Consider the following 23,579-nt stretch of genomic DNA (forward strand, 5'->3'; position numbering starts at 1 on the left):
CACCGCCGACGTACCCGGGAGACCACCGTGTCCGACCGTTCCGGCTCGCCTCCCCGACCCGGGGGACGAGATCTCCAGACGGTGGGTGTGCGGTGAGAGACGTGTTCGCCCGCCTGGCCTCCTTCGGGGACAGGTACCGGCTGGAGACCGGGCTGACCGGAGCCGGCTGGCTGGCCTGCGACCGCCTCCTCGATCCCGGCTCCGACGAACTCGGGCAGGTCCTGGAGGCCGAGCGGACGGCCAGCGGGCAGGTGTCGGAGCACGCGACAGCGCTGACCGTCATGGCCGTCTACTCCGGCACCGTCACCGCCTCCGCGCTGCTGGCCTGGGCCTTGGAGGACGTGCTGGTGGACATGCGCCCGCCGAACGTGGCGATCCGCCTGTCGCCGCACCACGGCTTCGAGGCGGTGGCGCTGCGCGAGCCGGAGGTGCGCCCGGGATCGCTGGACACACTCGTCTCATGGGTGCTGAACGAGCACCTGCTGCCCTTGGCCCAGGCCATGCGGACACGGACCAGGGCCGGGCTGCGCCAGCTCAACGGCGGCGTGGCGCACGGCTGCGCCGCCGCCTTCTGCATCGCCAGCCGCCTCGGGGCCGACGTGGACGTCCTGCACGCCGCCTACCGGCGCTTCCTAGCCGCGGCGCCGGTGCTGGACCCCCTCGGCGAGGTGGTACGGCTGCGCGAGGGCGAACGCGAAGGCCTGTTCTACCTCCGCCGCACCTGCTGTCTCTACTACACCTCGGCCGAGGCGGTGAAATGCTCAAGCTGCTGTCTGGACAGCGTCGAGGACCGGCTGGCCGCCTACCGCAGGGTCCTGGCGGCCGGGGTCGTGCCCCACTGAACTCGGTAGCATGAGCGCATGAAGCGCGGCCTGGGAGAACTCGAGTCCACGATCATGGACAGGATGTGGGCCTACCACAAGCCCGCATCGGTGCGTGACGTGCTCGAAGACCTCCGCAAGGACAGGGAGATCGCCTACACCACGGTGATGACGGTGATGGACAAGCTTCACACCAAGGGCCTGCTCAAGCGCAAGCCGGTCGGCCGCGCCTACGTGTACGAGCCGGTCGCCTCCAAGGAGGCCTACACCGCCGAGCTGATGCGCGACTCCCTGGCCGCGAGCGGCAACCAGGCGGCGACGCTGGTGCACTTCCTGGAGCGGCTGACCCCCGAGGAGGCCACCGCGCTGGAGGCGGCGCTGCAGGTCTTCCCGCCCGGAGGCCGCAAGCAGTGATCGTCCCGCTCTTCCTCGCTCTCTACGCGGTCGTGGCCGCCGTGCTGCTGCCGCGCCTGCTCGGCCGGGCGTCGTGGACGTCCAGGGCGCCCCGGCTGGCGATCGGCATGTGGCAGGCGGCCGGCTTCTCCGCCGTCGCCGCCGCGCTGCTGGCCGCGATCTCCCTCGCGGTGCCCACCGACCTGATCGGCCACGGCCTGGCCCGCTTCTTCGAGGCCTGCACGGAACTGCCCGACCTCTCGCTGACCGGGGTGCGCGCCGGGCTGGCCGGCGCCGCCCTCATCGTGGCCAGGCTCGCCTACTCGGTGGCCGACGTGGTGCTGCGCACCCGCCGCGAACGCCGCCGCCATGCCGAGATGCTCACCCTGCTCGGCCGGCCCGACGGCGACCTCGGCGCGGTCGTGGTCGAGCACGCCGAGCGCGTCGCCTACTGCCTGCCCGGCCGCCGCGCCCAGACCGTCATCACCACCGGCGCCCTGGAGTCGCTGACCTCCGACCAGGTGGCCGCCGTCCTCGCCCACGAGCACGCCCACCTGCGCGGGCGCCACCATCTCGTGCTGGCCGGGGCCGAGATCCTCACCCGGGCCTTCCCTCGGGTGCCGCTGTTCGAGCGGGCGCGGGCGGAGCTGGCCAGGCTGGTCGAGCTGCTGGCCGACGACATGGCGGCCAGGCGGCACCACCGCATCCACATCGCCGCCGCGCTGGTGGGCCTGGCGACCGGCCGCGTGCCCGCCTTCGCGCTGGCCGCCGGCGGCGAGACGGCCCTGACCAGAGTGCGCCGCATGCTCCACCCGCACGAGCCGCTCGAACGCCGTGAGCGCCTGTCCGGGCTGCTGACGGTCGCCGGGCTGCTGGCGGGCCCCGCCGCGCTGGTGGCCGTGCCCGGCCTGACCTCCTTCCTGGCCCACCACTGCCACGGGCTGTTCAGCTGAGTCCCACGTAGTTCTCGGCCAGCGTGGTCGCGGCGGCCATCGATGAGGTCACGTAGTCCAGGTAGGACAGCTGCAGGCGGCGGGCGTAGGCGTCCTCGTCGTCGAAGGTGTGCAGCAGCGTCGTCATCCACCAGGAGAAGTGCTGCGCCCGCCACACGCGCCGCAGGCACGCCGCCGAGTAGCCGTCGAGCAGCCCGGCGGAGCCGGTGGCGAAGTAGGCGGCCAGCGCCTCGGTGAGGGCGTTGACGTCGGCCACGGCCAGGTTGAGTCCCTTGGCGCCGGTGGGCGGGACGATGTGGGCGGAGTCGCCGGCCAGGTACAGCCGGCCGTACTGCATGGGCTCGGCGACGAAGCCGCGCATGGGCGTGACGCCCTTCTCGATGATCTCGCCCGTCTCCAGCGTGAAGCCGGGGACCGTCTCCAGGCGGGCCTTCAGCTCGGCCCAGACGCGCTCGTCCGGCCAGTCGGCGAGATCCGCGTCGGGCGGCACCTGGAGGTAGAAGCGGCTGACCTCGGGCGAGCGCATGCTGTGCAGGGCGAAGCCGCGCTCGTTCCTGGCGTAGATCAGCTCTTCGGCCGACGGGCGTACCCGGGCCAGCACGCCGAGCCAGGCGAAGGGGTACTCGCGCTCGAACACCGTCAGCGCGCCCTCCGGGATCGACGGCCTGGACACCCCGTGGAAGCCGTCGCAGCCGGCGATCACCTCGCAGTCGAGCCGGTCGCCGCCGAATGTCACGTACGGCGCGCCCGTCAGGCCGTGGAGTTCCACGTCGTCCACCTCGAAGCGCAGGTCGCCGCCCGCTTCGAGCCTGGCCGCGATCAGGTCCTTGACCACCTCCTGCTGGCCGTAGACGGTGATGCGCCGGCCGGGGACCAGCTTCTCGAAGGGGATGCGGTGGGCGGCGCCGCCGTACCTCAGCTCGATGCCCTCGTGCGGCAGGCCCTCGCGCAGCAGGCGCTCGCCCACCCCGGCCGCGACCAGCGTGTCGACCGTGCCCTGCTCCAGGACCCCGGCGCGGACGCGGCGCTCGACGTACTCGCGCGAGCGGCGCTCCAGCACCACCGAGGAGATGCCGCGCAGGTGGAGCAGATGGGACAACAACAGCCCGGCGGGGCCCGCGCCGATGATCCCTACTTGAGTACGCATGAGGCACATCATCTCCGGCGGGGCGCGTATTTTGACAAGGACAGGGCGGCTGGGCGGGTGCTTTCGTGAGGTCCGGCCGACCTCCTGGAGTCCCGACATGTACACACCCGTCCACGAGCTCGTCGCCGCTCACGCCCTGGCGGGGCCGGACCGGGTCGCGGTCGCCTGTGACGGCGCCGCGCTCACCTACGGCGAGCTGAACAGCCGGGCGCAGCGCCTGGCCAGGCGGCTGATCGCGCGGGGCGTGCGGCCGGAGACGCCGGTCGGGGTGCTGCTGGACCGGTCGGCGGAGTTCGTGCTGGCCGCGCTGGCGGTGCTCAAGGCGGCGGGCGCGTATGTGCCCTGCGGGCTGATGTCCACGGATCTGGCGATCACCGCGCGGACGCTGGACGGGGACGGGGACGGGACGCCGGGACCGCTGCCGACCGTCCGGCCCGGCAACCTGGCCTGCGTGCTGGCGCCGCGGGTGTCGGTCCCGCACGCGGGGATCACGCGGCTCGTGCACGATCCGGCGTACGTCAGCCTGAACGCCGGGGAGAGCGTCCTGCACGCCTCGCCGGTCACCCGCGACACGGCCGCCTTCGAGATCTGGGGCGCGCTGGCCAACGGCGCCCGGCTGGTCGTCGCGCCGCCGGGGCGTACGTCGCCGGACGAGCTGGGCGCGCTGCTGCGCGAGGAGCGGGTGACCACGGCGTTCCTGTCCACTTGGTCGTTCCACCGGATGGTCGAGGAGCGCCTGCCCGACCTGGCAGGGCTGCGCCAAGTGCTGACCCGCGGCGGCGTGCTCTCGCCCGCGCACGCGCGAGCGTTCGTGCGCGCCCACCCGCGATCGGCCCTGATCAACCTGTACGGCGCCGCCGAGATGACCGCCTTCGTCACCAGCCACCTGGTCTCGCAGGGCGCCGCCGCGACCATCCTGATCGGCCGGCCGATCGACGGCACCCGCGTCCGCGTACTCGACGAGGACCTGAACCCGGCCACGACCGGCCACCTGTACGCCGGCGGCCCCGGCCTGGCCCGCGGCTACCACGGCGACCCGGCCCTGACCGCCACCCGCTTCGTCCCCGACCCCCGCGGCGGCGGCGAGCGCCTCTTCGCCACCGGCGCCCTGGTCAGAGTGCTGTCCGGCGGCGCGATCGAACTTCTCGGCCACGCCGGGAGGTCTCCGCACGGCACCGGTGATCCCGGTGGGCGAAGTCACCGCGCGCGACGACCGCCACGGGCTCTAAGCTTTGGCGCGTGACCCCCGGACAAAAGGTGATCGACGGTCGTTTCGAGCTGCTTGACCGGCTCGGCAGCGGCGGCATGGGCACGGTCTGGCGTGCCCGCGACCTGGCGCTCCATCGAGAAGTCGCGCTCAAGGAGGTCCGTCCGCACGGCCCGCTGGACGACGACCCCGGCCGCGCCCGGATGATGCGCGACAGGATCCTGCTGGAAGCACGCGCGCTGGCCAGGCTCCACCACCCGAACGTGGTCACCATCCACCACATCGTGGACACCCCGGAGACGCCGCACCCGTGGATCGTCATGGAGCTGGTGCCCGGCCGCTCGCTCCAGGACCGCATCGCCAAGGAGCTCATGCCGCCGGCCGAGGCCGCCATGCTGGGCCGCGGGATCCTGGCCGCGCTGCGCGCCGCGCACTCCGCCGGCATCCTGCACCGCGACGTCAAGCCCGCCAACGTGCTGCTGCGCACCGACGGCAGCCCGGTCCTGACCGACTTCGGCATCGCCGCCCTGTACGACTCGCCCGGCCTGACGGCCACGGGTGAGCTGGTGGGCTCGCCCGAGTACATCGCGCCGGAGCGGCTGCGCGGCCAGGAGGGCAACCCGGCCTCCGACCTGTGGTCGCTCGGCATGCTGCTGTACGTGGCCGTCGAGGGCACCCACCCGATGCGCCGCGACACCCCGCTGGCGACACTCGCCGCCGTCCTGGACGGCCGGGTCCCGCCGCCGCGCCGGTCCGGGCCGCTGACCCCGGTGCTCACCGCCCTGCTCAACCCGGATCCGGCCACGCGCCCCGACCCGGCCCGCCTCGACGCGATGCTCGCCGACGCCGCCATGGCCCCGCCCATGTACACGACGCCGCCGCCCGCCTACGCCCCGCCCCAGCACGCCCCGCCCCAGCCCGGCTACCCGCCGCCGCAGCAGCCCGTCTACGGCCTGCCCACCGGCCCGAACGTGCACGGGTGGGCCACCCAGTCCACCCGCCGCCGGCGCGGCTCGGGACCGCTCGTGGCCGGAGCGGTCGTCCTGGCGGCGCTCGCGGTGGCGGGCGTCATCCTGGTCCCCCAGTGGCTGGCCCCCGGCCCGTCGGACGATCCCACCCGGCCGAACACCGCGGCGAGCGGCAGACCGTCCGCCTCCGCCAAGGTCGGCGACGACGACGATCCCCCGGTCACCGAGGCTCCCGTCCCCGACACCAGCCCCCTGCTCACCCCCGGCCGCATCCGGCAGGTGATCGCCGCCATGGAGAAGGCCTCGGGCAGCAAGGTGTTCAGCGACTTCTCGGTGCACGAGCAGTTCGCCTCGGCCAAGGCGCCGGTCCGCGGGAAGAAGTCCCTCTACGACACCTGGGACTACCGCGACGGCGAGGTCAACAAGGGCTCGGGCGGCACCATGTCCAGCCTCGACAAGACCGTCCAGCTCAGCTCGCTCAACTGGGAGGCGCTGCCGTCCCTGTTCAAGACGGCGGAGAAGCGGCTCGGCATCGACAAGCCGACCTCCCGTTACGTGATCGTCCAGCCGGGCTGGCCGTTCAACGGCCCGCCCAAGCCGGCGATCCTCGTCTACCTCAGCGACGACTACGGAGGCGCGTACCTGGCCGCCGACGCCAAGGGCAAGATCATTCGGATGTACAAGCGGGATTGATCCGCCGGGCCGTCAGCCTTCGAAGCGGACCGTCGCGCCCCGGTCGGTGATCGACAGGACGCGGACGTTCAGGCTGTTGATGCCCCCGCTGGCGCCTTCGCCGAGGGTCGTGGCGACGCCGGGTCCTTCCACCCGCACCATGTCCTGGTTGAACGCGTACACCTTGGAGACCCACACCCGGGACAGGCGGTAGCGGGCGGCCACGCGGAAGCTCACCGGCTTCGTGATCGTGATCTTGCACTTTCCGTCGTAGCAGGCGCGCAGGTTCGGCTTCGCCGCGGCGCTCGCCGGGGCGGCGAACGACGCCGCGGCCATCACGGCGGCGAGGGTCAGAGCGGTGATGGTCGTCCGGTGCATGGAAGCCCCTTTCATCGGTTCGGCGAGCCCAGGATGCACCCTGCGCGCCGGGACGGGTCCCCGGTGTGACGAAACCGCCCGGGGACCGGTCCCGAACGCGCGATGCTAAGACCACACCACGCCGGCGCGGGCCGCGGGCGGCACGATTCCGGCGTTCGGAGGGACAGGCGTGGACTCCACGGTCGACTGGTTCTCATCACCGCACGAGGTGATGCGGCAGCTACCCGGCTACCGGATCGTCCGGATCATCTCGCAGACCGCGATGAGCTCGGTCTACCTGGCCGAGGACCTCACGCTCCCGCGCCGCGTGGTGCTGAAGGTGATGAACCCGCACCTGGCCAGGAAGGACCCGAGCTTCCGCGTGCGGTTCACGCGCGAGGTGGCCACCGCGGCCCGCCTCGACCATCCGCACATCGTCCCCGTGTACGCGAGCGGCGACATCAACGGCGCGGTCTACGTCGTGCTCAGGCACGTCAACGGCGGCGATCTCGGCGAGCTGATCCGCACCGGCGGCCGGCTCGACCTCGCGCGCGCGAGGCACATCGTCGGCCAGGTCGCCTCGGCGCTGGACGCCGCCCACCAGGTCGGCCTGATCCACCGCGACATCAAACCGGGCAACATCCTCATCGACAGCGCCGACCACGTGTACCTGTGCGACTTCGGCATCGCGAAGATGGAGTCGGCCACCACCCTCACGACCGAGGGGCAGTTCCTCGGCACGATGGACTACGCGGCGCCGGAGCAGTTCAGGTCCGGCCCGATCGACCGGCGCACCGACGTCTACGCCCTGGGCGCGGTGCTGTACCAATGCCTGACCGGCGAGAAGCCGTTCCCGCACCGCGAGCCGTCGGCGGTGCTGTGGGCGCACCTGCACAAGACACCGCCGAAGGTCACCGACCACCGTCCCGATCTCGGCCCCGGCGTCGACGGCGTGGTCCAGAAGGCCATGGCCAAGGAGCCGCGCGCCCGCTACGACACCTGCGGCGCCCTGGCCACGGCTCTGGCCGGCCCCGACGCTCCCCGTCCCGTCCGCGCACGCCCGCGCGGGATGGTCTGGGCGGCGCTCGCTCTCGCCGTCGTGGTCGTCACGGTGATCACGCTGATCGCCCGCCCGTGGTCCGACGATCCCGCGGCGCTCGCCCGCGTGCCCGCCGCGCTGCGCGGGACGTGCGAGCGGGCCGGCGACGGCGCGGGCCTGCCGCTGTCGGCCGCGTCGCTGTCGTGCCGGGCGTCGGGGCGGACCGTGCAGATCGGGTTGTACGCCTCCGACTCCGCCCTGGGCCAGGCCTACGACCAGACCCTGCGGCAGGCGGGCGTACCCCGTGCGCAGGGCGACTGCTCGAAGGCGTCGGGCGCCGAGCACCGCTACCCCGGCATCGGCGCTCCCCGTGGCCGGCTGCTGTGTTTCGAGCGGAACGCGGTGACCTGGCTGGTGTGGACCGACGACAAGCACAGGACCATGGCCAGGATGGAGAGCCGCGCCGCCGACGAGCTCAAACTCCAGCAGACCTGGAGCACCTGGACGGAAGCACCGGCCTTCCCCGCTCCGCCGGAGAAGGAGGTCATGCGCCTGATCGGGCAGACGGACTGCGAGCGGGCGATGGCCGGGACGCTCGACCAGTTCCGCGACGTCGTCACCGGCGTGGACTGCGCCTCGGACGAGAAGGGCGCCGACGACGTCTCCTACTACCGCTTCGCCAGCCTGGACGGCCTGCGCCGCAGCCATACCGGCCAGGTCGGCAGGACCAAGGCGCCGGACGCCTTCTGCCCGGACGAGAAGCCCGCGAAGTTCCTGAGCAACTCCACCTACGACAACAAGAGCGCCCACCTCGGCGAGATCCTCTGCTACAAGGACGAGACGCCCACGGTCGAGTGGACCGTCGAGCCGCTGCTCCTGATGGGCAGGGCCACCGGCAAGGACGCGCAGGCCCTCATCACCTGGTGGGAGGAGTCGCGCTCCCCCACCATCGACACGGTGATCGCGGCGGTCAACACGCAGGCCGAGCCGCCCTTCCCGACCGAGCGGGAGAAGAGCCTGCTCGACCGCGTTCCTGCCGCCTCCCGCGTCAACTGCCTGCGGCCGGCGGCTGAGCAGATCAAGAGCAACGTGCCCGGCGCCCAGGTGACGGCGGTGGCGTGCGGCCCCACCTCGGGCGCGGGCGTCGTCTTCTACTACCAGTTCCCCGACGCCGCCTCGATGCGGCGGAACTACCAGGCGATCGCCCCGGCCAAAGGCTCGTGCGACATCGAGTCGCGCACCTTCGTCGGCGAGAACGCGTACTCGGTCGGCGGCAAGACAGCGGGGCGGCTGCTGTGCGGCGAGAGCAGGGCGGGACGGCCCTACCTCTCGTGGACCAACGAGAAGCTGAAGATCCAGGGGTTCGCCTTCAACACCCTCGAACGCGCCGTGCTGCTGAACTGGTGGAAAGAGGACGCCGGACCGATCTCCTGAGCGAAGGCGCTGACTCCAGGCCCATCGCTCGGTAAAGTGCGCAGTGTTCCGTCCCCTCTGAAGGGAACCACGGTGCGCCTGGGCAGGTCGGTCGGCCGTCGGTATCGGCTCACCAACGGTCCCATCCGCAGCAGGACCAGCGAGGTCTGGCTGGCCCGCGACGAGCAGCTCGGGCGGGACGTCGTACTCAAGCGGATGCTGAGCGGGCACGATAGCGTGCGCGGGTTCAGCAGGCTGCGGGCCGAGGCGCGGGCGCTGGCGCGCTTCAACCACCCGCGCATCGTCACGCTCTTCGACGCGGTCCAGGTCGGGCGGGGGCGGCGGGCCACGTCCTGGCTGGTCATGGAGCACGTGTCGGGCGGAAGCCTGAACGGGCGGCAGGCCGTGGCGCCGGAGGTCGCCGCGAGCGTCGGCGCGCAGGTCGCCGACGCGCTGGTGTGCCTGCACGCCGAGGGCATCGTCCACGGCGACATCAAGCCGGGCAACGTCGTGGTGACCGGCGACGGCACGGTCAAGCTCGCCGACTTCGGCGCCGCCTACCGCGTCGGCGGGAACGAGACGATCACCCCGAACAGCGCCATCAGCTACACGCCCGACTACGCCGCCCCCGAGGTCGTTCTCGGGCGGCTGGAGCGGGGCTCGGACGTGTTCTCCCTCGGCGCGATGCTCCACGCGCTCGTCACCGGCTCGCCGCCGGAGCGCGGCCCGAGCGGGCGCGTCCTGCTGACGGCCGATCTCGGGGTGCTGGACGAGGTGCTGCGCGCGATGCTCGCCAAGGAGCCCGGCCTGCGTCCTGACGCCGCGGAGGTGCTGCGCCGGCTCACGGAGATCGCGGGCGGGGCCGTCCTCGATCCCGGCGTGAACGGCGCCGCCGGCTTCCCTTCCGACCAGCGCGCCGACAGCGTCATCCTGGGCACGGTCAGAAAGCACCCGTACCTGACCGGCGCGGCCGCCGCCCTGGTCGCGGCCCTGGCGGGGATCGCGTCCTTCCTGCTGCCGCCGTCGGAGAGAGACGGCAGCGCGCAGGCGATCGGGCCCGCGTCCCTGATCGGCGACCCACGCACGGTCGATCCGTGCGCGCTGACCGAACCCGTCGCGCTGGGCCGCTTCGGCGCCACCGAACTCGACCGGGCCTACGGCAACTTCGACCGATGCGACGTGCTGGTGCGCCCGGACGACGACAGCGTCGTGGACGTCAGGGTCGACTTCAACCACGACCCGGACGCCGAGCCGCCGCCTCCGGCCAGGACCGTGGGACGGATCGGCATCGTGGAACAACCCCCCGAGCGCGACTCGTGCCTGCGGACCCTGCTGCTGGCCGGGGAGAACGACACCAACATCACCGTCACCGCCAAACGCGACGATCCGGGTAAGGCGCCGCTGTGCGCCATCGCCGACGTCGCCACCGGCAACGCCGTCACCGTGCTGAACAACGGGCCGCTGCCCCGCCGTACCCTTCCGGCGCGATCGCTGGCGCATCAAGACGCCTGCGCGCTGCTGCCCGCCGCCGCGCTGGAGGTCATCCCCGGCATCGACGCCAACGAGCCGGACGTCGGGTTCGGCAGCTGGCAGTGCGGATGGGCGAGCACGACCAGCAAGCTCTGGCTCGACGTCCGCTTCGACCAGGGACCACCCCCGAACAGCGCCAACGGCTCCGCCACCATCGTGAACGGCTACCGCACGATCCTGCGCCCCGAGGCGGAGGGCGACGAATCGTGCCTGGCCCAGCTGGTCTACCGCACGTACCACGACGACGACGGCCGGGCGGCGGAAACCGTCAACCTGCTCGTCACCGGATCACGTCCGGCCGACCAGCTCTGCCAGTTCGCCCGGCGGCTCACCGCGTCCGCCGCCGCCCGGCTGCCGCACCCGGCCTGAACGCGGCCCGGGACCGGTCCCGAAGCGGGCGGTGGATCCTGACATCCAGTGCCCGTGATGCCCGAAGGAGACGAGCGATGCATTTCCCCGACAGCCTTGCCCGTGGCGTCGCGCCCGTTCGTCCCGGCACACTGCACGCCCGTACCGTCACCGGCGGCGTCAAGGCCGCACCGCAGAGCGGCGCGGTCGTCAGGTTCGGCAGAGCCGGCAAGCCGGAGGTCGACCTGGGCGTCGGCGAGGACGACCTGCACGTGAGCCGCCGGCACGGCGAGCTCACCTACCGCAGGCGGCAGTGGTGGCTGCGCAACACCGGCCAGCAGCTCGTCCGGCTGCCGCGCGGGCGGTTCCTGCACGCCACGACCGATCCCATCCCGCTGGCCGCCGGCTACACGCCGCTGTTCGTGAAGGGGTGCGGCCATCGCGAGCACCTGGTCGAGCTCTACGTGAGCGGCCACGACGACGAGGGCCTGATCCCCCGCCGCCGGGCCGACACGCTGCCGCCCAAGATCTGGCCGCTCGACGACGTCGAACGCCTCCTGCTCGTCATCCTCGGCCGCCGGTACCTGCTCTACGAGGAGAACCCGCGTCCCCTGACGTACCGGCAGGCGGCCGACTACCTGGCCGACATACGCCGGGAGGAGGCCTGGGGCGAGCGCAAGATCGAGGCTAGGGTCGAAACCGTACGGCGTCGCCTGGACGCGAGCGGATTCCCCTTCCCGCTGATCCACGACATGGCGACGGGACGCCCCTGTGACAACAACCTCCTGCACAACCTGCTGAGAGGCCTGGTCGACTCCACGACCCTGGTCCCGACCGACCTCGAACTGGTGGAGGACGACCCCCACGCCTGACCCGGTGCGCCTTCGCCACCTGTTCAAGCGGCGCGCGTCTCGAGGCCAACGTCCAGGTCATCACCCTGGTCTTCGCCGACCTCGAGATCACCGCGTCACGGTCGCCAGGAAGTCGCGGGCCAGGCGGCTGAACTCCTCCGGCCGGTCATAGGTGATGATGTGCCCGGCTCCGGGCATCGTGACCAGGCGGCTGCCCGGGGCCGCCGCGGCGGCCGCCGCCATCTCGGCGTGGCCGACGAGCGGGTCCCGGTCGCCGCGTACCCAGAGGGTGGGCGTGGTCAGTCCCGGCAGGTCGGGCAGGTAGTTCACGCGCATGGCGAGGGGGCCGTAGGCGCGTACCATCCAGTCGTCCAGCGCGGGCTCGCCGTACTCGGCCTTGGCCGCCGCCTCCTCGGTGGCCAGGGCGAGGATGGTGTCGAAGTCGCGGGTGCCGGCCCCGGCCGTGAGGTTGGCGATCATCGACTCGCGTACCGTCCGGGGGCGGCGGGCCAGGTAGCGGCTGCTCAGTCGCATCACGCCGGGTGTGCGGGTGACCAGCCAGGTGAGGAACTGGGCCTTCCGCCTGGCCCCGAGCCCGCCGGGCGCGATGGCGATCAGGGCGTCGACCCGGTCCGGGTGCTTCAGCGCGTACCCGATCGCGATTCCGGCGCCCAGCGAGATCCCGATGACGGAGACCCTCGGCAGGTTGAGCACGTCGAGCAGGTCGTCGAGGAAGCGGGTGTAGAACGCCTCGTCCAGGACGCCCCGCCACGGACGGCTGCCGCCGTGGCGGGGCAGGTCGATGAGGTACACCCGGTGGTCGGGCGCCAGGTCCGGGACGACGTGCCGCCACACTCCCTGCGCGGTGTCCAGCATCCCGCCGTGCAGCAGCAGCAAGGGCGGGCCCGACCCGCCGGCCCGGTACAGGCGCACGGGGCCGCCGAGGACGGTCAGGTCGGTGTAGGTGTCGAAAACGCCGGTCATGCGGGCTCCTCCAGCCGGCCGAGTTGGTCGTCGAGCCGGGCCAGCAGGGACAGCTGCGCCGCCCGCGCGGCCGCCGGATCGGCGGGCAGGCCGCTCGCCAGCCCGCGCCCGGCCATGTCGGAGAACAGGCCGACGGCCTCCGACAGCTCCCCGGCGGTCATGGCGCCGAAGACGCCGGGCGCGTGGAGCAGGCCCAGCGTGAAGATGGCGAGGACGCGGACGATGCTCTCCGTGGAGAGCGCCGGATCGATGACCCCGGCCCGCTGCAGCTGACCGACGTACTCGCCCAGCCATTGGAACCGGTCGAGATAGCGTTCGTCGCCCACACCGCGCACATGCTCGCCCAGCACCGCCTCGTCCCCCAGGTAGAGCGCGGCCATCAGGGGGTTCGCGAGCGTCGCCTCCACCGCGAACCGGTAGACGGCCGGGAGGTCGACCAGGCCGGGCGCGCTCAGCACCCGCTGATGCACCTGGGCGGTCAGCTCGCGCATGTCGCGGTTCAGTACGGCGGCGAGGATCGCGGCCTTGTCGGCGAACTCCAGGTAGACGGCCCCCTTGCCGATCCCGGCGCGGGCGGCGAGACCGGCGACGGTGGTGTCGGGCCAGCCCTGGTCGAGGATGAGCTGGCGGGCGGCGGCGAGGATGCGCCCCCGCCGGTCCGGAACGAGTGGGCGCGGCATAGTGACCAGAATTGCATGATTGGTCACTACCTCGCAAGGCCGGCCCGGTCCACGATCCCCGCCGCCAGCCACACGTCGGCGAAGACCGCACCCTTCTCGACGACCACCTTCCCGTTTCTCAAGGAAGCAGGCTCCAGCGCGGGCCGTCGGCGGTGTCCTCCACGCGTACCCCGCCCTCGGCGAGCGCACCGCGCACCGCGTCAGCGGCCTCGAAGGCGCCCTCACACCGGAACTTCTCCCGAACGGCCAGCAGCGGCGGCACGATCCTCGCCACCGCCTGCCGGCCGGTGTGCGCGGCGAGCGAGGCGATCAGCCGCCGCAGCACGTCCCTGGCCTGCAGCGGCCCGCCGTCGTCCTGTTCGGTGTCGGCCGACCAGCCGGCGATGTCCTCCTCCAGCCGCAGCACCGTCCGGGTCGCCGCCGAGACGTCGTCCGCGCTCAACGCCGAGGCGAACGACTCTTCACAAGCCTCGACAATCTCCCCCAGAGTCCGCTGAGCGGCGGCCACCTCCGGAGCCGCCGGCCCGGCGAACCGTCCCTCCCCGCGCAGCAGTTCCCGCAGCTCGGCCAGCGTGGCCGTCGCGCCGGCCGGCAGCACGCTCTGCCCGCCCCGGGTCCGCACCGTGACTCCGCCCCTGCCGGCCACGCGTACCCGCTCATCCACGAGATCGACGACCAGCGCCGTATGCTCGTCGATCCCCAGAATCCCCGTACCGGCGGGAAGCTCACGCTCCATCCGCGACAACCGCCGCTCCCCCAGATAGCAGAAGCGCGTGTCGTGCGTGCCGCCCTCGGCGTTGTCGTAGTGCGGGATGACGACGGCGTTCAGCCCGGCGGGCCCCAGAAGATCAAGCCCTTCCCGCCAGTACGGCTCCGCCCCCACCTTGTAGATCTCATACACCGGCACGGTCACCACCCCGGCCGTGCACGCGGCGGCGGAGGCGAACACCGTGACCCCCTGCCTGGCCCGCACCCGCGCGACCAGATCCGCCGTCGCCGAGCCACCCGCCCACCGGTCCAGCGCGTACGTCGGGCTACCGGGACCGCAGAACACCCAGTCCGCACCCGCGACGACACCGTTGACCTCGACATCCAGGCCGACGCTCCGGGCGAAGTACTGGCAGGCCCGCGCGGAGATCTCCGCGGCGTTCTCCTGGAAGGCATAGGGCGTGTCGAGCAGCACGGCCCGGGGCTTCGGCCCCAGTCCGCCGATCGCGGCGCGATGGACCTCGACCATGGTCGGGCTGGTCTCACCCGAGCCCATCAGCAGCAATACTCCGTGCATCGCGTCCCTCCTCATGTGCCGCGCTTCCAGCGACGCACGGGCGAGCCCCTGCAGCAAGTCCACACCTGCTGATTGGACGCTCCTGCATACTTGTCGCAGATGGTCGGACGACGGGGAGCAACGTGACTGTCTCGGTTGAGGTGCTGATGCTGCTGGCCGACCGCCAGGGCGCGTGGTCATACCGGCGAGCCGCCGCCACCCCCATGCCCGGCGAGGCCCCCGACGAGACCGCCCGGCGGCTCAGCGGCATCCGGGCCGACGACCCCGCCCACGTCGTGCACTCGACCAGCTGGCGCCACCTGCCGGAGCTGGACCAGATCGTGCTCACCTACGCGGTATGCCCCGACCCCGAACCGGACAGCGCCCGCATCCCCCTGAACGACCTGACCATAGCCCGAGGCTCCGCCCCCGCCACCCCGAGCCCGGACCAGATCGAGAACGCGCACGTGGCCGCCCACGCCATCCAGCACCTCGCCTTCCTGCGCACCACCGACCCCGTGGTCGAACGCACGCTGGCGCAGTGGCCGACGATCGCCATGGCCCTGGCCTTCCCCGCCGGAGAACTCGACGACGTCCGCGCGTAGCCCGTCAGGCCCGGACGCTTACCGATCGGGAGCTCCGCCCGTCGCGGGCCGGTTACAGGCTGATCGCCTCCGGCCCGAACAAGGTCTTGATGTCGGCGGCGAACGACGCCTCCGGGTTGACGGAGAACTCCGGCAGCGACAGCAGCACCGTCTTGCCCGACAGGCGTTCCAGATGGATCCTGACCGGCACCTTGCCTTGATGCGCCTTCAGCACGTGCCGCAGTTCCTCGACATGGTGCTGGTTCAGCCGCTCCTCACGCAGTTGCAGCGTGACGGGGTGCCCGCTGTCGCTGGCGATCCCGGAGATGTCGAGCGGGGTCAGGTCGTTGGCGAAGATGCTGATCGCGCCGTCGCGGTTGTTGATCTGACCGCCCACCGACACGACGACGTCGCCGCGCAGCTCCGGCGCGTACAGCTCGTAGTTCTTGGGGAAGAACAGGCACTCGACGGCGGCGTCCATGTCCTCGACCGTGACGATCGCCCACAGGTTCCCGGCCTTGTTGACCCGCTTCTCCACCTTGGTGATCAGACCGCACACGCGCACGTCACCGCGGTCTTCCCGGCCGCTTTCCAGCAGTTCGGCGATGGTGGTGTCGCGGTTGCGCGACAGCAGCCGTTCCGTGCCGGCCAGGGGATGATCGGAGACGTACAGGCCGAGCATCTCGCGTTCGAAGTCGAGCTTGGTCTTCTTGTCCCATTCCATGTCGGGCACCGCGATGGAGAACGAACTCTCCTCGTCGCCGCTTTCCGCGAAGGAGCCGAACAGCGAGTCCTGGCCGTGGGCCTCGTTCTTCTTGATGTCGATGACGGAGTCGACGGCCTGTTCGTGCACCAGCAGCAGGCCCTTGCGGGGATGGTCGAGGGAGTCGAAGGCCCCGGCCTTGATCAGGGATTCGACGACGCGCTTGTTGCACACGACCAGCGGCACCTTGTCGAGGAAGTCGTTGAAGTCGCCGTAGGTGGCCTTCTTGCGGCCCTTGACGATGCCCTCGACGACGTTCTCCCCCACGTTACGGACGGCGCCCAGACCGAAGCGGACCTTGTCCTCGCCGACGGCGACGAAGTCCTGCATGGAGTCGTTGACGTCGGGGGCCAGCACCTGGATGCCCATCTTGCGGCACTCGGCCAGATAGACCGCCGCCTTGTCCTTGTCGTCACCGACCGAGGTGAGCAGCGCGGCCATGTACTCGGCCGGGTAGTTCGCCTTGAGATAGGCGGTCCAGTACGCGACCAGGCCGTACCCGGCGGTGTGGGACTTGTTGAAGGCGTAGCCGGAGAACGGGAGCATGACGTCCCACAGCGCTTGGATCGCGTCGTCGGAGAAGTTGTTGTCGCGCATGCCGGACTGGAAGTTGACGAACTCCGCGTCCAGGATCTCTTTCTTCTTCTTGCCCATGGCGCGGCGCAGCAGGTCGGCGCCGCCGAGGGTGTAGCCGGCCAGTTCCCGGGCGATGGCCATGATCTGCTCTTGGTAGACCAGCAGATGGAAGGTCGTACCGAGGATCGGCTCCAGCGCTTCCTTGAGCTCGGGGTGGATCGGCTCGATGTCCTGGCGGCCGTTCTTGCGGTGGGCGTAGTTGGTGTGGGCGTTGGCCGCCATCGGGCCCGGCCGGTAGAGCGCGAGCACCGCGGCGATGTCCTCGAACCGGGTCGGCTCCATCAACTTCAGAAGCTGGCGCATGGGGCCGCCGTCGAGCTGGAAGACGCCGAGGGTGTCGCCTCGCGCCATCAGCTTGTAGGTGGTCGCGTCGTCCAGCGGCATGCTCAGCGTGTCGAGCTTCACACCCCGGTTCTGTTCGATGATCTTGATGGCGTGATCGATGATGCCCAGGTTCCGGAGACCCAGGAAGTCCATCTTGATCAGGCCCATTTCCTCGCACGAGGGATAGTCGAACCCGGTGATGACCACCTTGTCCTTGTCCCGCATGTGCATCGGAATGAGCTCCAGCAGCGGCGCCGACGACAGGATGACCGCCGCGGCGTGCACGCCCGTGCCCCGGATCAGGCCCTCGATGCCCAAGCCGGTGTCGACGACCTTCTTCACGTCCGGATCGGTCTCGTACAGCGCGCGAATCTCCGTGCCCTCGGCGTAACGAGGGTGCTCCTCGTCGAACAGCTTGGCCAGCGGAACACCCTTGCCCATGACGTCCGGCGGCATCGCCTTGGTGATCTTGTCGCCGACCGCGAACGGATAGCCCAGGATGCGTGAGGCGTCCTTGACCGCGGCCTTCGCCTTGATGGTGCCGAAGGTGTTGACCTGCGCGGTCATCTCCGTGCCGTACTTGTCGGTGACGTAGCGCACCATCCGGTCGCGCTGGCGGTCGTCGAAGTCCAGGTCGATGTCGGGCGGGCTGATGCGCTCGGGGTTGAGGAAGCGCTCGAACAGCAGGCCGTGCTCCAGCGGGCACAGTTCGGTGATGCGGGTGGCGTAGGCCACGATCGAGCCGGTGGCGCTACCACGCCCCGGGCCCACGGCGATGCCGTTGTCGCGGGCGTACTTGCAGATGTCGGCGACGACGAGGAAGTAGCTGGAGAACCCCAGCGGGCCGATGATCTTCATCTCGGTCTCGTAGCGCTCCATCACCTCCGCGGGGATCGGGGAGCCGTAGCGCATCTCCAGGCCGCGCTCGACGTCCTTGCGCAGCCACGACTCCTGGGTCTCGCCCTCGGGCACGTCCGGGAACTGCGGCATCCGGTCGACGTAGGTGAACACGTCGCCGTAGTCGCCGACCATCTCGGCGACCAGCAGCGTGTTGTCGCAGCCTTCCGGCAGTTCGGAGAACAGGCTGCGCATCTCGGACGCGGACTTCAGGTAGTAGCCGGAGCCGTTAAACCGGAAGCGGTTAGGGTCGTCCTTGTTCTTGCCCACGCCCACGCACAGGAGGCTGTCGTGGGCGTCGGCCTGGTCCTCGGTGACGTAGTGGCTGTCGTTGGTCACCAGCAGCGGGATGCTGAGCTGTTTGGCCAGCCGCAGCAGGTCCTCGCGGACGTCCCGTTCGATGTCGATGCCGTGGTCCATCAGCTCCAGGAAGTAGTTCTCCTTGCCGAACATGTCCTGGTAGTCCGCGGCGACCTTGACCGCTTCCTCGTACTGGCCGAGCCTGATCCGGGTCTGCACGGCGCCGGAGGGACAGCCGGTGGTGGCGATGATGCCCTCGGCGTGGTTCGAGATCAGCTCACGGTCCATGCGAGGCTTGGAGTAGTAGCCCTCGAAGGACGCCAGCGACGACAGCCGGAACAGGTTCCGCAGGCCCTGGGCGTCCTTGGCCCACATGGTCATGTGGGTGAACCGGCCACCGCCGGAGACGTCCTTGCCACCCTCGGCGTCGGCGACACCGGTCTCGGCCCTCGCCCCCCAGAACACCGGCTTCTTCACGAACCGGTTCTCCGGCGCCACGTACGCCTCGATGCCGATGATCGGCTTGACCGGGCCGCCCTTGGCTGACTGATAGAACTCGTACGCGCCGAACATGTTGCCGTGATCCGACATCGCGATCGCCGGCATCTCCAGCCGAGCAGCCTCGGCGACCAGCGGCTTGACCTTCGCCGCGCCATCCAGCATCGAATACTCAGTGTGTACGTGAAGATGCACGAACGAGTCGCTCACCTGGTCCCCTTGCCTTGCGCTCCGCCCACTACCCGCACGAGCCTATTCCGTCTTCTGAGGCTGCTGGGGCATTGCACGCAACCGGTAAATACCTGTTGCGTAACCACGGCACCGATGCGCCGGCACAGCCTCGCGGCCTGGCACCAGGGTTTCTCGGAAACCAAGAAACCCCAGTTCAGCACAGTGAACTGGGGCTTCGGTCGGTGCGCCGCCAGGGACTCGAACCCCGGACCCGCTGATTAAGAGTCAGCTGCTCTAACCAACTGAGCTAGCGGCGCTTGCGACACAGGTAACTGTAGCAGCCACCAAGACCACCACGCACATCACCCAAGCCGCCCCGCCAACCTTCCATAAGAGGTGATCATCAGGTCCCAGAACCGGTCGACATCCAGGTGGGTGGCCACCCGCGTGTTGGGAGTGGGCGAGTCGAAGTCGGTGACGGTCATGCCGGTGGTGTAATGGCCGGCGGTCTCCACGCGTACCTCGGCGGGGGTCAGCGTGAGGAGGGTGGGGTCGATGACGTGGGCCACGGCGACCGCGTCGTGGAGGGCTGGCCCGGTCTCGGCGGTGACCGGGGCGTAGGACCGGACACTGGGGAGGATGAGCGAGGACAGGCGGCCCAGGTCGCGCATCCGGTCGAGGACCCGGGTGGTGACGCGGGCGGTCAGGGTGACGTCCAGGCCCACCTGGGTGACGGTCCAGCCGGCGTTGAAGGCGATGGTGGCGGCCTCGGGGTCGGTGAGGATGTTGAACTCGGCGGCGGGGTTGTGGTTGCCGCGGGTGTACGAACCGCCCATGACCACGAAGTCCCGGACCCAGTCCACGATTCCGGGTTCTCTGCGGACGGCCAGGGCGATGTTGGTCAGCGGGCCGGTGGCCACGAGGGTGATCTCGCCGGGGTTGTCGCGGAGGGCGGAGATGATGAAGTCGACGGCGTGGCCGCCGGCGACGGCGCGAACCGCCGGAGGGAGTACGGCGTCGCCCAGCCCACCGGCGCCGTGCACGTGAGCGGCGTCCATGGGACCCCGGACCAGGGCGCCGGAGCAGCCGGGGACCACGGGGACGTCGCCGAGGTCCAGGAACTCGCGCAGGGCGAGGGCGTTGGCGGTGGTCAGGTCCAGGCCGACGTTGCCGCCCACGGTGGTGATGCCGCGGAGGTCGAGGGCGGATCCGGCCGCCAGGGCGAGCGCGAGGGCGTCGTCGATGCCGGGGTCGCAGTCAATCAGCATGGAAACTGTCACAAAAACCCAGCGTATGGGTGTTTGTCAGCAAAAATCGCCACACAGGGCTCAAGACGTGAATCGGGGCCGGAGCAGCTTCCCCCAAAGCTACCCCGGCCCCGATATATGGCGGTCCAGGCCGGTACCTTCCCCCGAAGCACCGGCGGTCCCGCACTGCAGACGACGGTCCCCCTCCGCGTCCGCATCGGTAAAGGTCTGCAAGTCAGTCGCAGGACTCTTGACCTGCTTCGACACTACAGAGGCGAATGCAACGGACGCGTCATATAGGGGTCGAATGTCTCCCCAAAAGGGCTAGGGAAGCTCCAAACGGACCTCAGTACCTTCAGACAACGACCGGCTCACCGTGCAGTACTTCTCGTGCACCCGATGGGCCACCGCGCGGTACACCTCGTCGGCCTTCTCCGACGGCACCTCCACGTCGTAGGTGACGGTCACCGGCCCGAGCAGATTGGGCTGCACCTTCTCCGACTCGACGGTCATCGCCAGCCGGATGAGCTGCTGCCCCCGCTGAGCCGTGAGCGGTTCGACGGTGACGATGTTGCATCCGCCCACCGCCGCCAGCAGGAGCTCCACGGGGCTGAAGACGCCGTCCTCGTCGCCGCCGCCGATCCGCACCTCGGCCCCGCGGGCGTTGGTCGCCCGGAACCCGCCGTCATCTGTCCGCTCAACACGCACGTTTGCCATGCCTCAGACCCTACTCACGCGTACCTGAAGCCAGGGCACCGGCAAAGCGCTTAGGTCCGCCATACGCCCGTTATGAAAATGTGTCCTCCCGAGGAAGGAGCCCCACATGACGTTCCCTGGATCCGCACGCACGGAGACGGTACTGAACACCTCCGTCAATGTGGACATCCGCACGGCATTGCCCCAGCGTGAGCTGGTTCCCATGTTGGACAACGCTTTCGCCTGGCTGCGCTGGGTGGACCGGACGTTCGACCCCTTCGACGAGGAGAGCCAGATCGCCCGGCTCAACGCGGGCAGGACGATCGAGCAGGTGCCGGAGTTGATCGAGGTTCTGCACCGGTGTGACGAGATGGCCGAGGCGACGGACGGGTGGTTCGACTCGCGGATCGGCGGGGTCCTGGACGTCTCGGGCTACATCAAGGGCTGGGCGGTCGAACGGCTCTCGCGGGCGCTGGCCGGCGCCGGTGCGGTGGACCACCGGATCACCGCGGGCAGGGACATCCGGGTACGCGGATCCTCACTGCCGGGGCGGCCGTGGCGTGTGGGCATCCGCGACCCGCGCACCAACGCGGTGCGCCGCATGGTCTTCGCCAACGACCTGGCCATCTCCACCTCGGGTCAGACCCGCGTGGTCGATCCCCGCACGGGTGAGGCCCAGCACGCGCTCGGCTCGGTGACGGTGATCGGCCCGGATCTGAGTACGGCCGACGCGTTCGCCACCGCCATGTACGCGATGGGCCCGGTGCGCGCCCGCCGCTTCGCCGTCGATCTCGCGGCGGCCGAGCCGTACGAGGTGATGATCGTCACGCGCGGCGGGCGCTCGGTGAGCACGCCCGGCTTCGCCCTGTACGGCACGCCGACGGAACTCGCCGGCTAAGCCTCCGGATGCTGGGTGAGGTAATCGATATAGACAGGTTTGAGCGCCTCTCCCAGGTCCCCTTCACCCGCGGCGAGGGCGTCGCTGAGCAAGGCCGAGACGCGGCTGAGGTCGTTGGCGGTCTCCCCGTCGTGACCGCTGGCCGCCTCGGCCGCCGGGATCACCTTGAGCAGGTTCCAGAGAAACCCCAGGTCTCCATGGCGTACCGCGTAGCGCACCGCACGCTCGTGCAGTTCGCTGGCCGGCAACGACTCCAGTTCCTTCGCGTCCATCTCGCTCCCTTCCCCCCTTGCACCGCTCTTCCCCATCCTGGGCCTGCATAACGCCAACAGTCCGGCGAGTGACTACATGGAGTGACGGGTGGGCACATAGCGTGCATGATCACTGTTCTGATCATCGTCCTGGCCGCCGCGATCTCGCCGATCGTCGCCCACGCGCTCGGCCGGTTCGTCCGGGTGCCGAACGTGGTGCTGGAGATCCTTCTCGGCGTCCTGTGCGGCCCGGTGGTGCTCGGCTGGATCACGACCGACGGCGTCATCGAGACGATCTCGCAGTTCGGGCTCTCCATGCTGATGTTCATGGCCGGCTACGAGATCGAGTTCGCCCGGATCAAGGGCCGGCCGATCAGGCTGGCGATCTACGGCTGGTTCGCCTCGCTGGCGCTCGGGCTGCTCGTGGCGGTGGCGACCAACGGCTTCACGCTGGCCGCCCAGGTGATCGGGCTCGCCCTGTGCACGACCGCGCTCGGCACGATCCTGCCGATGGTGCGGGACGCGGGCGCGCTGCCCACGCCCTTCGGCAGCCGGGTGCTGGGGATCGGGGCGCTCGGGGAGTTCGGCCCGATCGTGGCCATGGCCTTCGTCTTCTCCGAGGACGAGCGCTGGCACACGATCGCGCTCATCGCGCTGTTCACCGTCATCGCGATCATCGCTGCGGCGATGGCCGCCCGGCCGCGGCACCCGCTGCTGGCGCGGCTGGTCGCCGGCACGATGGGCAGCAGCGGCCAGCTCGCGGTGCGCATCGTCATGTTCGTGCTGATCGCGATGATCGCCGCCGCGTCGGCGTTCGGCCTGGACGTGCTGCTCGGCGCGTTCGCGGCGGGCATCGTGGTACGGCTGGCGGTCGCCTCGGGCCCGGAGGCAGAGGAACACATGATCTCCTCCAAACTCGACGCGATCGGCTTCGGCTTCCTCATCCCGTTCTTCTTCGTGGTCAGCGGCGCCAACCTGGACCTGAAGGCGTTGTTCACCGACCCGCGCAGCCTGCTGCTGATCCCGATCTTCCTTCTCGCGTTCCTGCTGGTACGCGGGCTGCCCACGTACCTGCTGCATCGGCGCGACCCCGACCTGCGGCCCGGCGAGCACAAGGCGCTGGCGCTGTTCGCCGCGGCCGGTCTGCCCCTGATCGTGGTGATCACCAACACCGGCGTGCAGCAGGGCGCGATCAGCTCGGCGCACGCCGCCGCGATGGTCACCGCCGGCGTGTTCAGCGTCATGATCTATCCCCTGGTGGCGCTGCGCCTCTACCGAACGGCCCTCAAGGAGTGCGAGGATCTATCAGCGTGATATTCATCTTGAGAACCCTGGCGGCCGCGGTCGCCCTGTGGGTCGCCACACAACTGCTCCCCGGCATCACGGTCAGCACCGACACCACGGCGAAGTACTGGGGCACGCTCGTCGTGGTCGCCCTCATCTTCGGCCTGATCAACGCGATCGTGAAGCCCATCGTCAAGATGCTGGGCTGCGCGGTGATCGTGCTGACGCTGGGGCTCTTCCTCCTGGTGATCAACGCGGCGATGCTGCTGCTCACCAGCTGGATCGCCGGGCAGCTCGACGTTCCGTTCCATGTGGACGGCTTCGTCACCGCGCTCATCGGCTCGGTCATCATCAGCGTCGTGAGCTGGCTGCTCAGCCTGGTCATCCCCGACGGCGACTGATC

General features: G+C 70.4%; 21 protein-coding genes and 1 tRNA gene. 12 read left to right on the forward strand and 10 right to left on the reverse strand.

Annotated features, from left to right (window positions below; all coding sequences use genetic code 11):
- The first annotated feature begins 92 nt into the window (after window positions 1-92).
- From ACIBHY_RS27015 to ACIBHY_RS27025, 3 genes are read left to right on the forward strand one after another with little or no spacing between them, the layout of a single operon-like run.
- Window positions 93-842, forward strand: coding sequence for a (2Fe-2S)-binding protein (locus ACIBHY_RS27015; RefSeq protein ID WP_397244755.1), 750 nt, complete (start codon window positions 93-95; stop codon window positions 840-842).
- A gap of 18 nt (window positions 843-860) precedes the next feature.
- Window positions 861-1,235 carry a BlaI/MecI/CopY family transcriptional regulator gene (locus ACIBHY_RS27020; protein WP_184960283.1) on the forward strand — a complete coding sequence of 125 codons (375 nt, stop codon included), beginning with the start codon at window positions 861-863 and terminating at the stop codon, window positions 1,233-1,235.
- Window positions 1,232-2,167, forward strand: coding sequence for a M56 family metallopeptidase (locus tag ACIBHY_RS27025; protein ID WP_397244758.1), 936 nt, complete (start codon window positions 1,232-1,234; stop codon window positions 2,165-2,167). The genes ACIBHY_RS27020 and ACIBHY_RS27025 overlap by 4 nt, the downstream gene beginning before the upstream one ends.
- Here the strand turns inward: ACIBHY_RS27025 and ACIBHY_RS27030 are convergent.
- Complete coding sequence (locus ACIBHY_RS27030) at window positions 2,160-3,314, reverse strand: 4-hydroxybenzoate 3-monooxygenase (RefSeq protein WP_397308060.1); 1,155 nt, start codon at window positions 3,312-3,314, stop codon at window positions 2,160-2,162. The two genes, ACIBHY_RS27025 and ACIBHY_RS27030, sit on opposite strands and share 8 nt — an antisense overlap.
- Window positions 3,315-3,411: 97 nt before the next feature.
- On the opposite strand from ACIBHY_RS27030, the gene ACIBHY_RS27035 reads away from it, so the two are divergent.
- Both ACIBHY_RS27035 and ACIBHY_RS27040 read left to right on the forward strand, forming a co-directional pair.
- Entirely contained in the window at window positions 3,412-4,557 is a 1,146-nt protein-coding gene (locus ACIBHY_RS27035) for an AMP-binding protein (RefSeq protein ID WP_397244762.1), read from the forward strand.
- The gene (locus ACIBHY_RS27040; RefSeq protein ID WP_397308061.1) at window positions 4,554-6,182 is read left to right on the forward strand and encodes a serine/threonine-protein kinase; all 1,629 of its coding nucleotides are present in this window, start codon (window positions 4,554-4,556) and stop codon (window positions 6,180-6,182) included. The genes ACIBHY_RS27035 and ACIBHY_RS27040 overlap by 4 nt, the downstream gene beginning before the upstream one ends.
- Before the next feature lie 12 nt (window positions 6,183-6,194).
- On the opposite strand, the gene ACIBHY_RS27045 is transcribed toward ACIBHY_RS27040, so the two are convergent.
- Window positions 6,195-6,539, reverse strand: coding sequence for a hypothetical protein (locus ACIBHY_RS27045; protein ID WP_397308062.1), 345 nt, complete (start codon window positions 6,537-6,539; stop codon window positions 6,195-6,197).
- A 169-nt stretch (window positions 6,540-6,708) separates the two neighbouring features.
- Between ACIBHY_RS27045 and ACIBHY_RS27050 the strand changes: the two genes are divergently transcribed.
- The 3 genes from ACIBHY_RS27050 to ACIBHY_RS27060 all read left to right on the forward strand — a co-directional run bounded on the left by ACIBHY_RS27050 (window position 6,709) and on the right by ACIBHY_RS27060 (window position 11,720).
- Window positions 6,709-8,991, forward strand: coding sequence for a serine/threonine protein kinase (locus ACIBHY_RS27050; RefSeq protein WP_397308063.1), 2,283 nt, complete (start codon window positions 6,709-6,711; stop codon window positions 8,989-8,991).
- Between the two features lie 72 nt (window positions 8,992-9,063).
- Window positions 9,064-10,869, forward strand: coding sequence for a serine/threonine-protein kinase (locus ACIBHY_RS27055; protein ID WP_397308064.1), 1,806 nt, complete (start codon window positions 9,064-9,066; stop codon window positions 10,867-10,869).
- A 77-nt stretch (window positions 10,870-10,946) separates the two neighbouring features.
- Entirely contained in the window at window positions 10,947-11,720 is a 774-nt protein-coding gene (locus tag ACIBHY_RS27060; RefSeq protein WP_397308065.1) for a hypothetical protein, read from the forward strand.
- An 87-nt stretch (window positions 11,721-11,807) separates the two neighbouring features.
- Here the strand turns inward: ACIBHY_RS27060 and ACIBHY_RS27065 are convergent, their stop codons facing one another.
- The 3 genes from ACIBHY_RS27065 to ACIBHY_RS27075 all read right to left on the reverse strand — a co-directional run bounded on the left by ACIBHY_RS27065 (window position 11,808) and on the right by ACIBHY_RS27075 (window position 14,648).
- Window positions 11,808-12,683 (reverse strand): alpha/beta fold hydrolase, encoded by an 876-nt coding sequence (locus tag ACIBHY_RS27065; protein ID WP_397308066.1) that lies wholly within the window; start codon window positions 12,681-12,683, stop codon window positions 11,808-11,810.
- Window positions 12,680-13,363: a TetR/AcrR family transcriptional regulator gene (locus ACIBHY_RS27070; protein WP_397244777.1), complete on the reverse strand. Its 684-nt coding sequence runs from the start codon at window positions 13,361-13,363 to the stop codon at window positions 12,680-12,682. The genes ACIBHY_RS27065 and ACIBHY_RS27070 overlap by 4 nt, the downstream gene beginning before the upstream one ends.
- 118 nt (window positions 13,364-13,481) lie before the next feature.
- Window positions 13,482-14,648 (reverse strand): hypothetical protein, encoded by a 1,167-nt coding sequence (locus tag ACIBHY_RS27075; protein ID WP_397244779.1) that lies wholly within the window; start codon window positions 14,646-14,648, stop codon window positions 13,482-13,484.
- Between the two features lie 122 nt (window positions 14,649-14,770).
- On the opposite strand from ACIBHY_RS27075, the gene ACIBHY_RS27080 reads away from it, so the two are divergent.
- A complete protein-coding gene (locus ACIBHY_RS27080) occupies window positions 14,771-15,232 on the forward strand; it encodes a hypothetical protein (protein WP_397308067.1) in 462 nt (153 codons plus the stop codon).
- Between the two features lie 52 nt (window positions 15,233-15,284).
- Here ACIBHY_RS27080 and dnaE read toward each other — a convergent pair whose 3' ends face one another.
- From dnaE to ACIBHY_RS27100, 4 genes are all read right to left on the reverse strand, one after another.
- A complete protein-coding gene (gene dnaE, locus ACIBHY_RS27085; RefSeq protein WP_397244784.1) occupies window positions 15,285-18,839 on the reverse strand; it encodes a DNA polymerase III subunit alpha in 3,555 nt (1,184 codons plus the stop codon).
- 204 nt (window positions 18,840-19,043) lie between these two features.
- A tRNA-Lys gene (locus ACIBHY_RS27090) sits at window positions 19,044-19,117 on the reverse strand.
- A gap of 45 nt (window positions 19,118-19,162) precedes the next feature.
- Window positions 19,163-20,080 carry a nucleoside hydrolase gene (locus tag ACIBHY_RS27095; protein WP_397244786.1) on the reverse strand — a complete coding sequence of 306 codons (918 nt, stop codon included), beginning with the start codon at window positions 20,078-20,080 and terminating at the stop codon, window positions 19,163-19,165.
- 291 nt (window positions 20,081-20,371) lie between these two features.
- A complete protein-coding gene (locus ACIBHY_RS27100; RefSeq protein ID WP_397244788.1) occupies window positions 20,372-20,764 on the reverse strand; it encodes an OsmC family protein in 393 nt (130 codons plus the stop codon).
- A 106-nt stretch (window positions 20,765-20,870) separates the two neighbouring features.
- On the opposite strand from ACIBHY_RS27100, the gene ACIBHY_RS27105 reads away from it, so the two are divergent.
- The gene (locus ACIBHY_RS27105; RefSeq protein ID WP_397244790.1) at window positions 20,871-21,641 is read left to right on the forward strand and encodes an FAD:protein FMN transferase; all 771 of its coding nucleotides are present in this window, start codon (window positions 20,871-20,873) and stop codon (window positions 21,639-21,641) included.
- Here the strand turns inward: ACIBHY_RS27105 and ACIBHY_RS27110 are convergent.
- Complete coding sequence (locus tag ACIBHY_RS27110) at window positions 21,638-21,913, reverse strand: hypothetical protein (protein WP_397103374.1); 276 nt, start codon at window positions 21,911-21,913, stop codon at window positions 21,638-21,640. The two genes, ACIBHY_RS27105 and ACIBHY_RS27110, sit on opposite strands and share 4 nt — an antisense overlap.
- Before the next feature lie 105 nt (window positions 21,914-22,018).
- Between ACIBHY_RS27110 and ACIBHY_RS27115 the strand changes: the two genes are divergently transcribed.
- Window positions 22,019-23,206 carry a cation:proton antiporter gene (locus ACIBHY_RS27115; RefSeq protein ID WP_397308068.1) on the forward strand — a complete coding sequence of 396 codons (1,188 nt, stop codon included), beginning with the start codon at window positions 22,019-22,021 and terminating at the stop codon, window positions 23,204-23,206.
- Window positions 23,203-23,577: a phage holin family protein gene (locus ACIBHY_RS27120; protein ID WP_397244794.1), complete on the forward strand. Its 375-nt coding sequence runs from the start codon at window positions 23,203-23,205 to the stop codon at window positions 23,575-23,577. Before ACIBHY_RS27115 ends, ACIBHY_RS27120 begins: the two co-directional genes overlap by 4 nt.
- The last annotated feature ends 2 nt before the right edge of the window (window positions 23,578-23,579 follow it).

Origin of the sequence: Nonomuraea sp. NPDC050547 (assembly GCF_044457345.1) — a bacterium.
Classification (GTDB): domain Bacteria; phylum Actinomycetota; class Actinomycetes; order Streptosporangiales; family Streptosporangiaceae; genus Nonomuraea.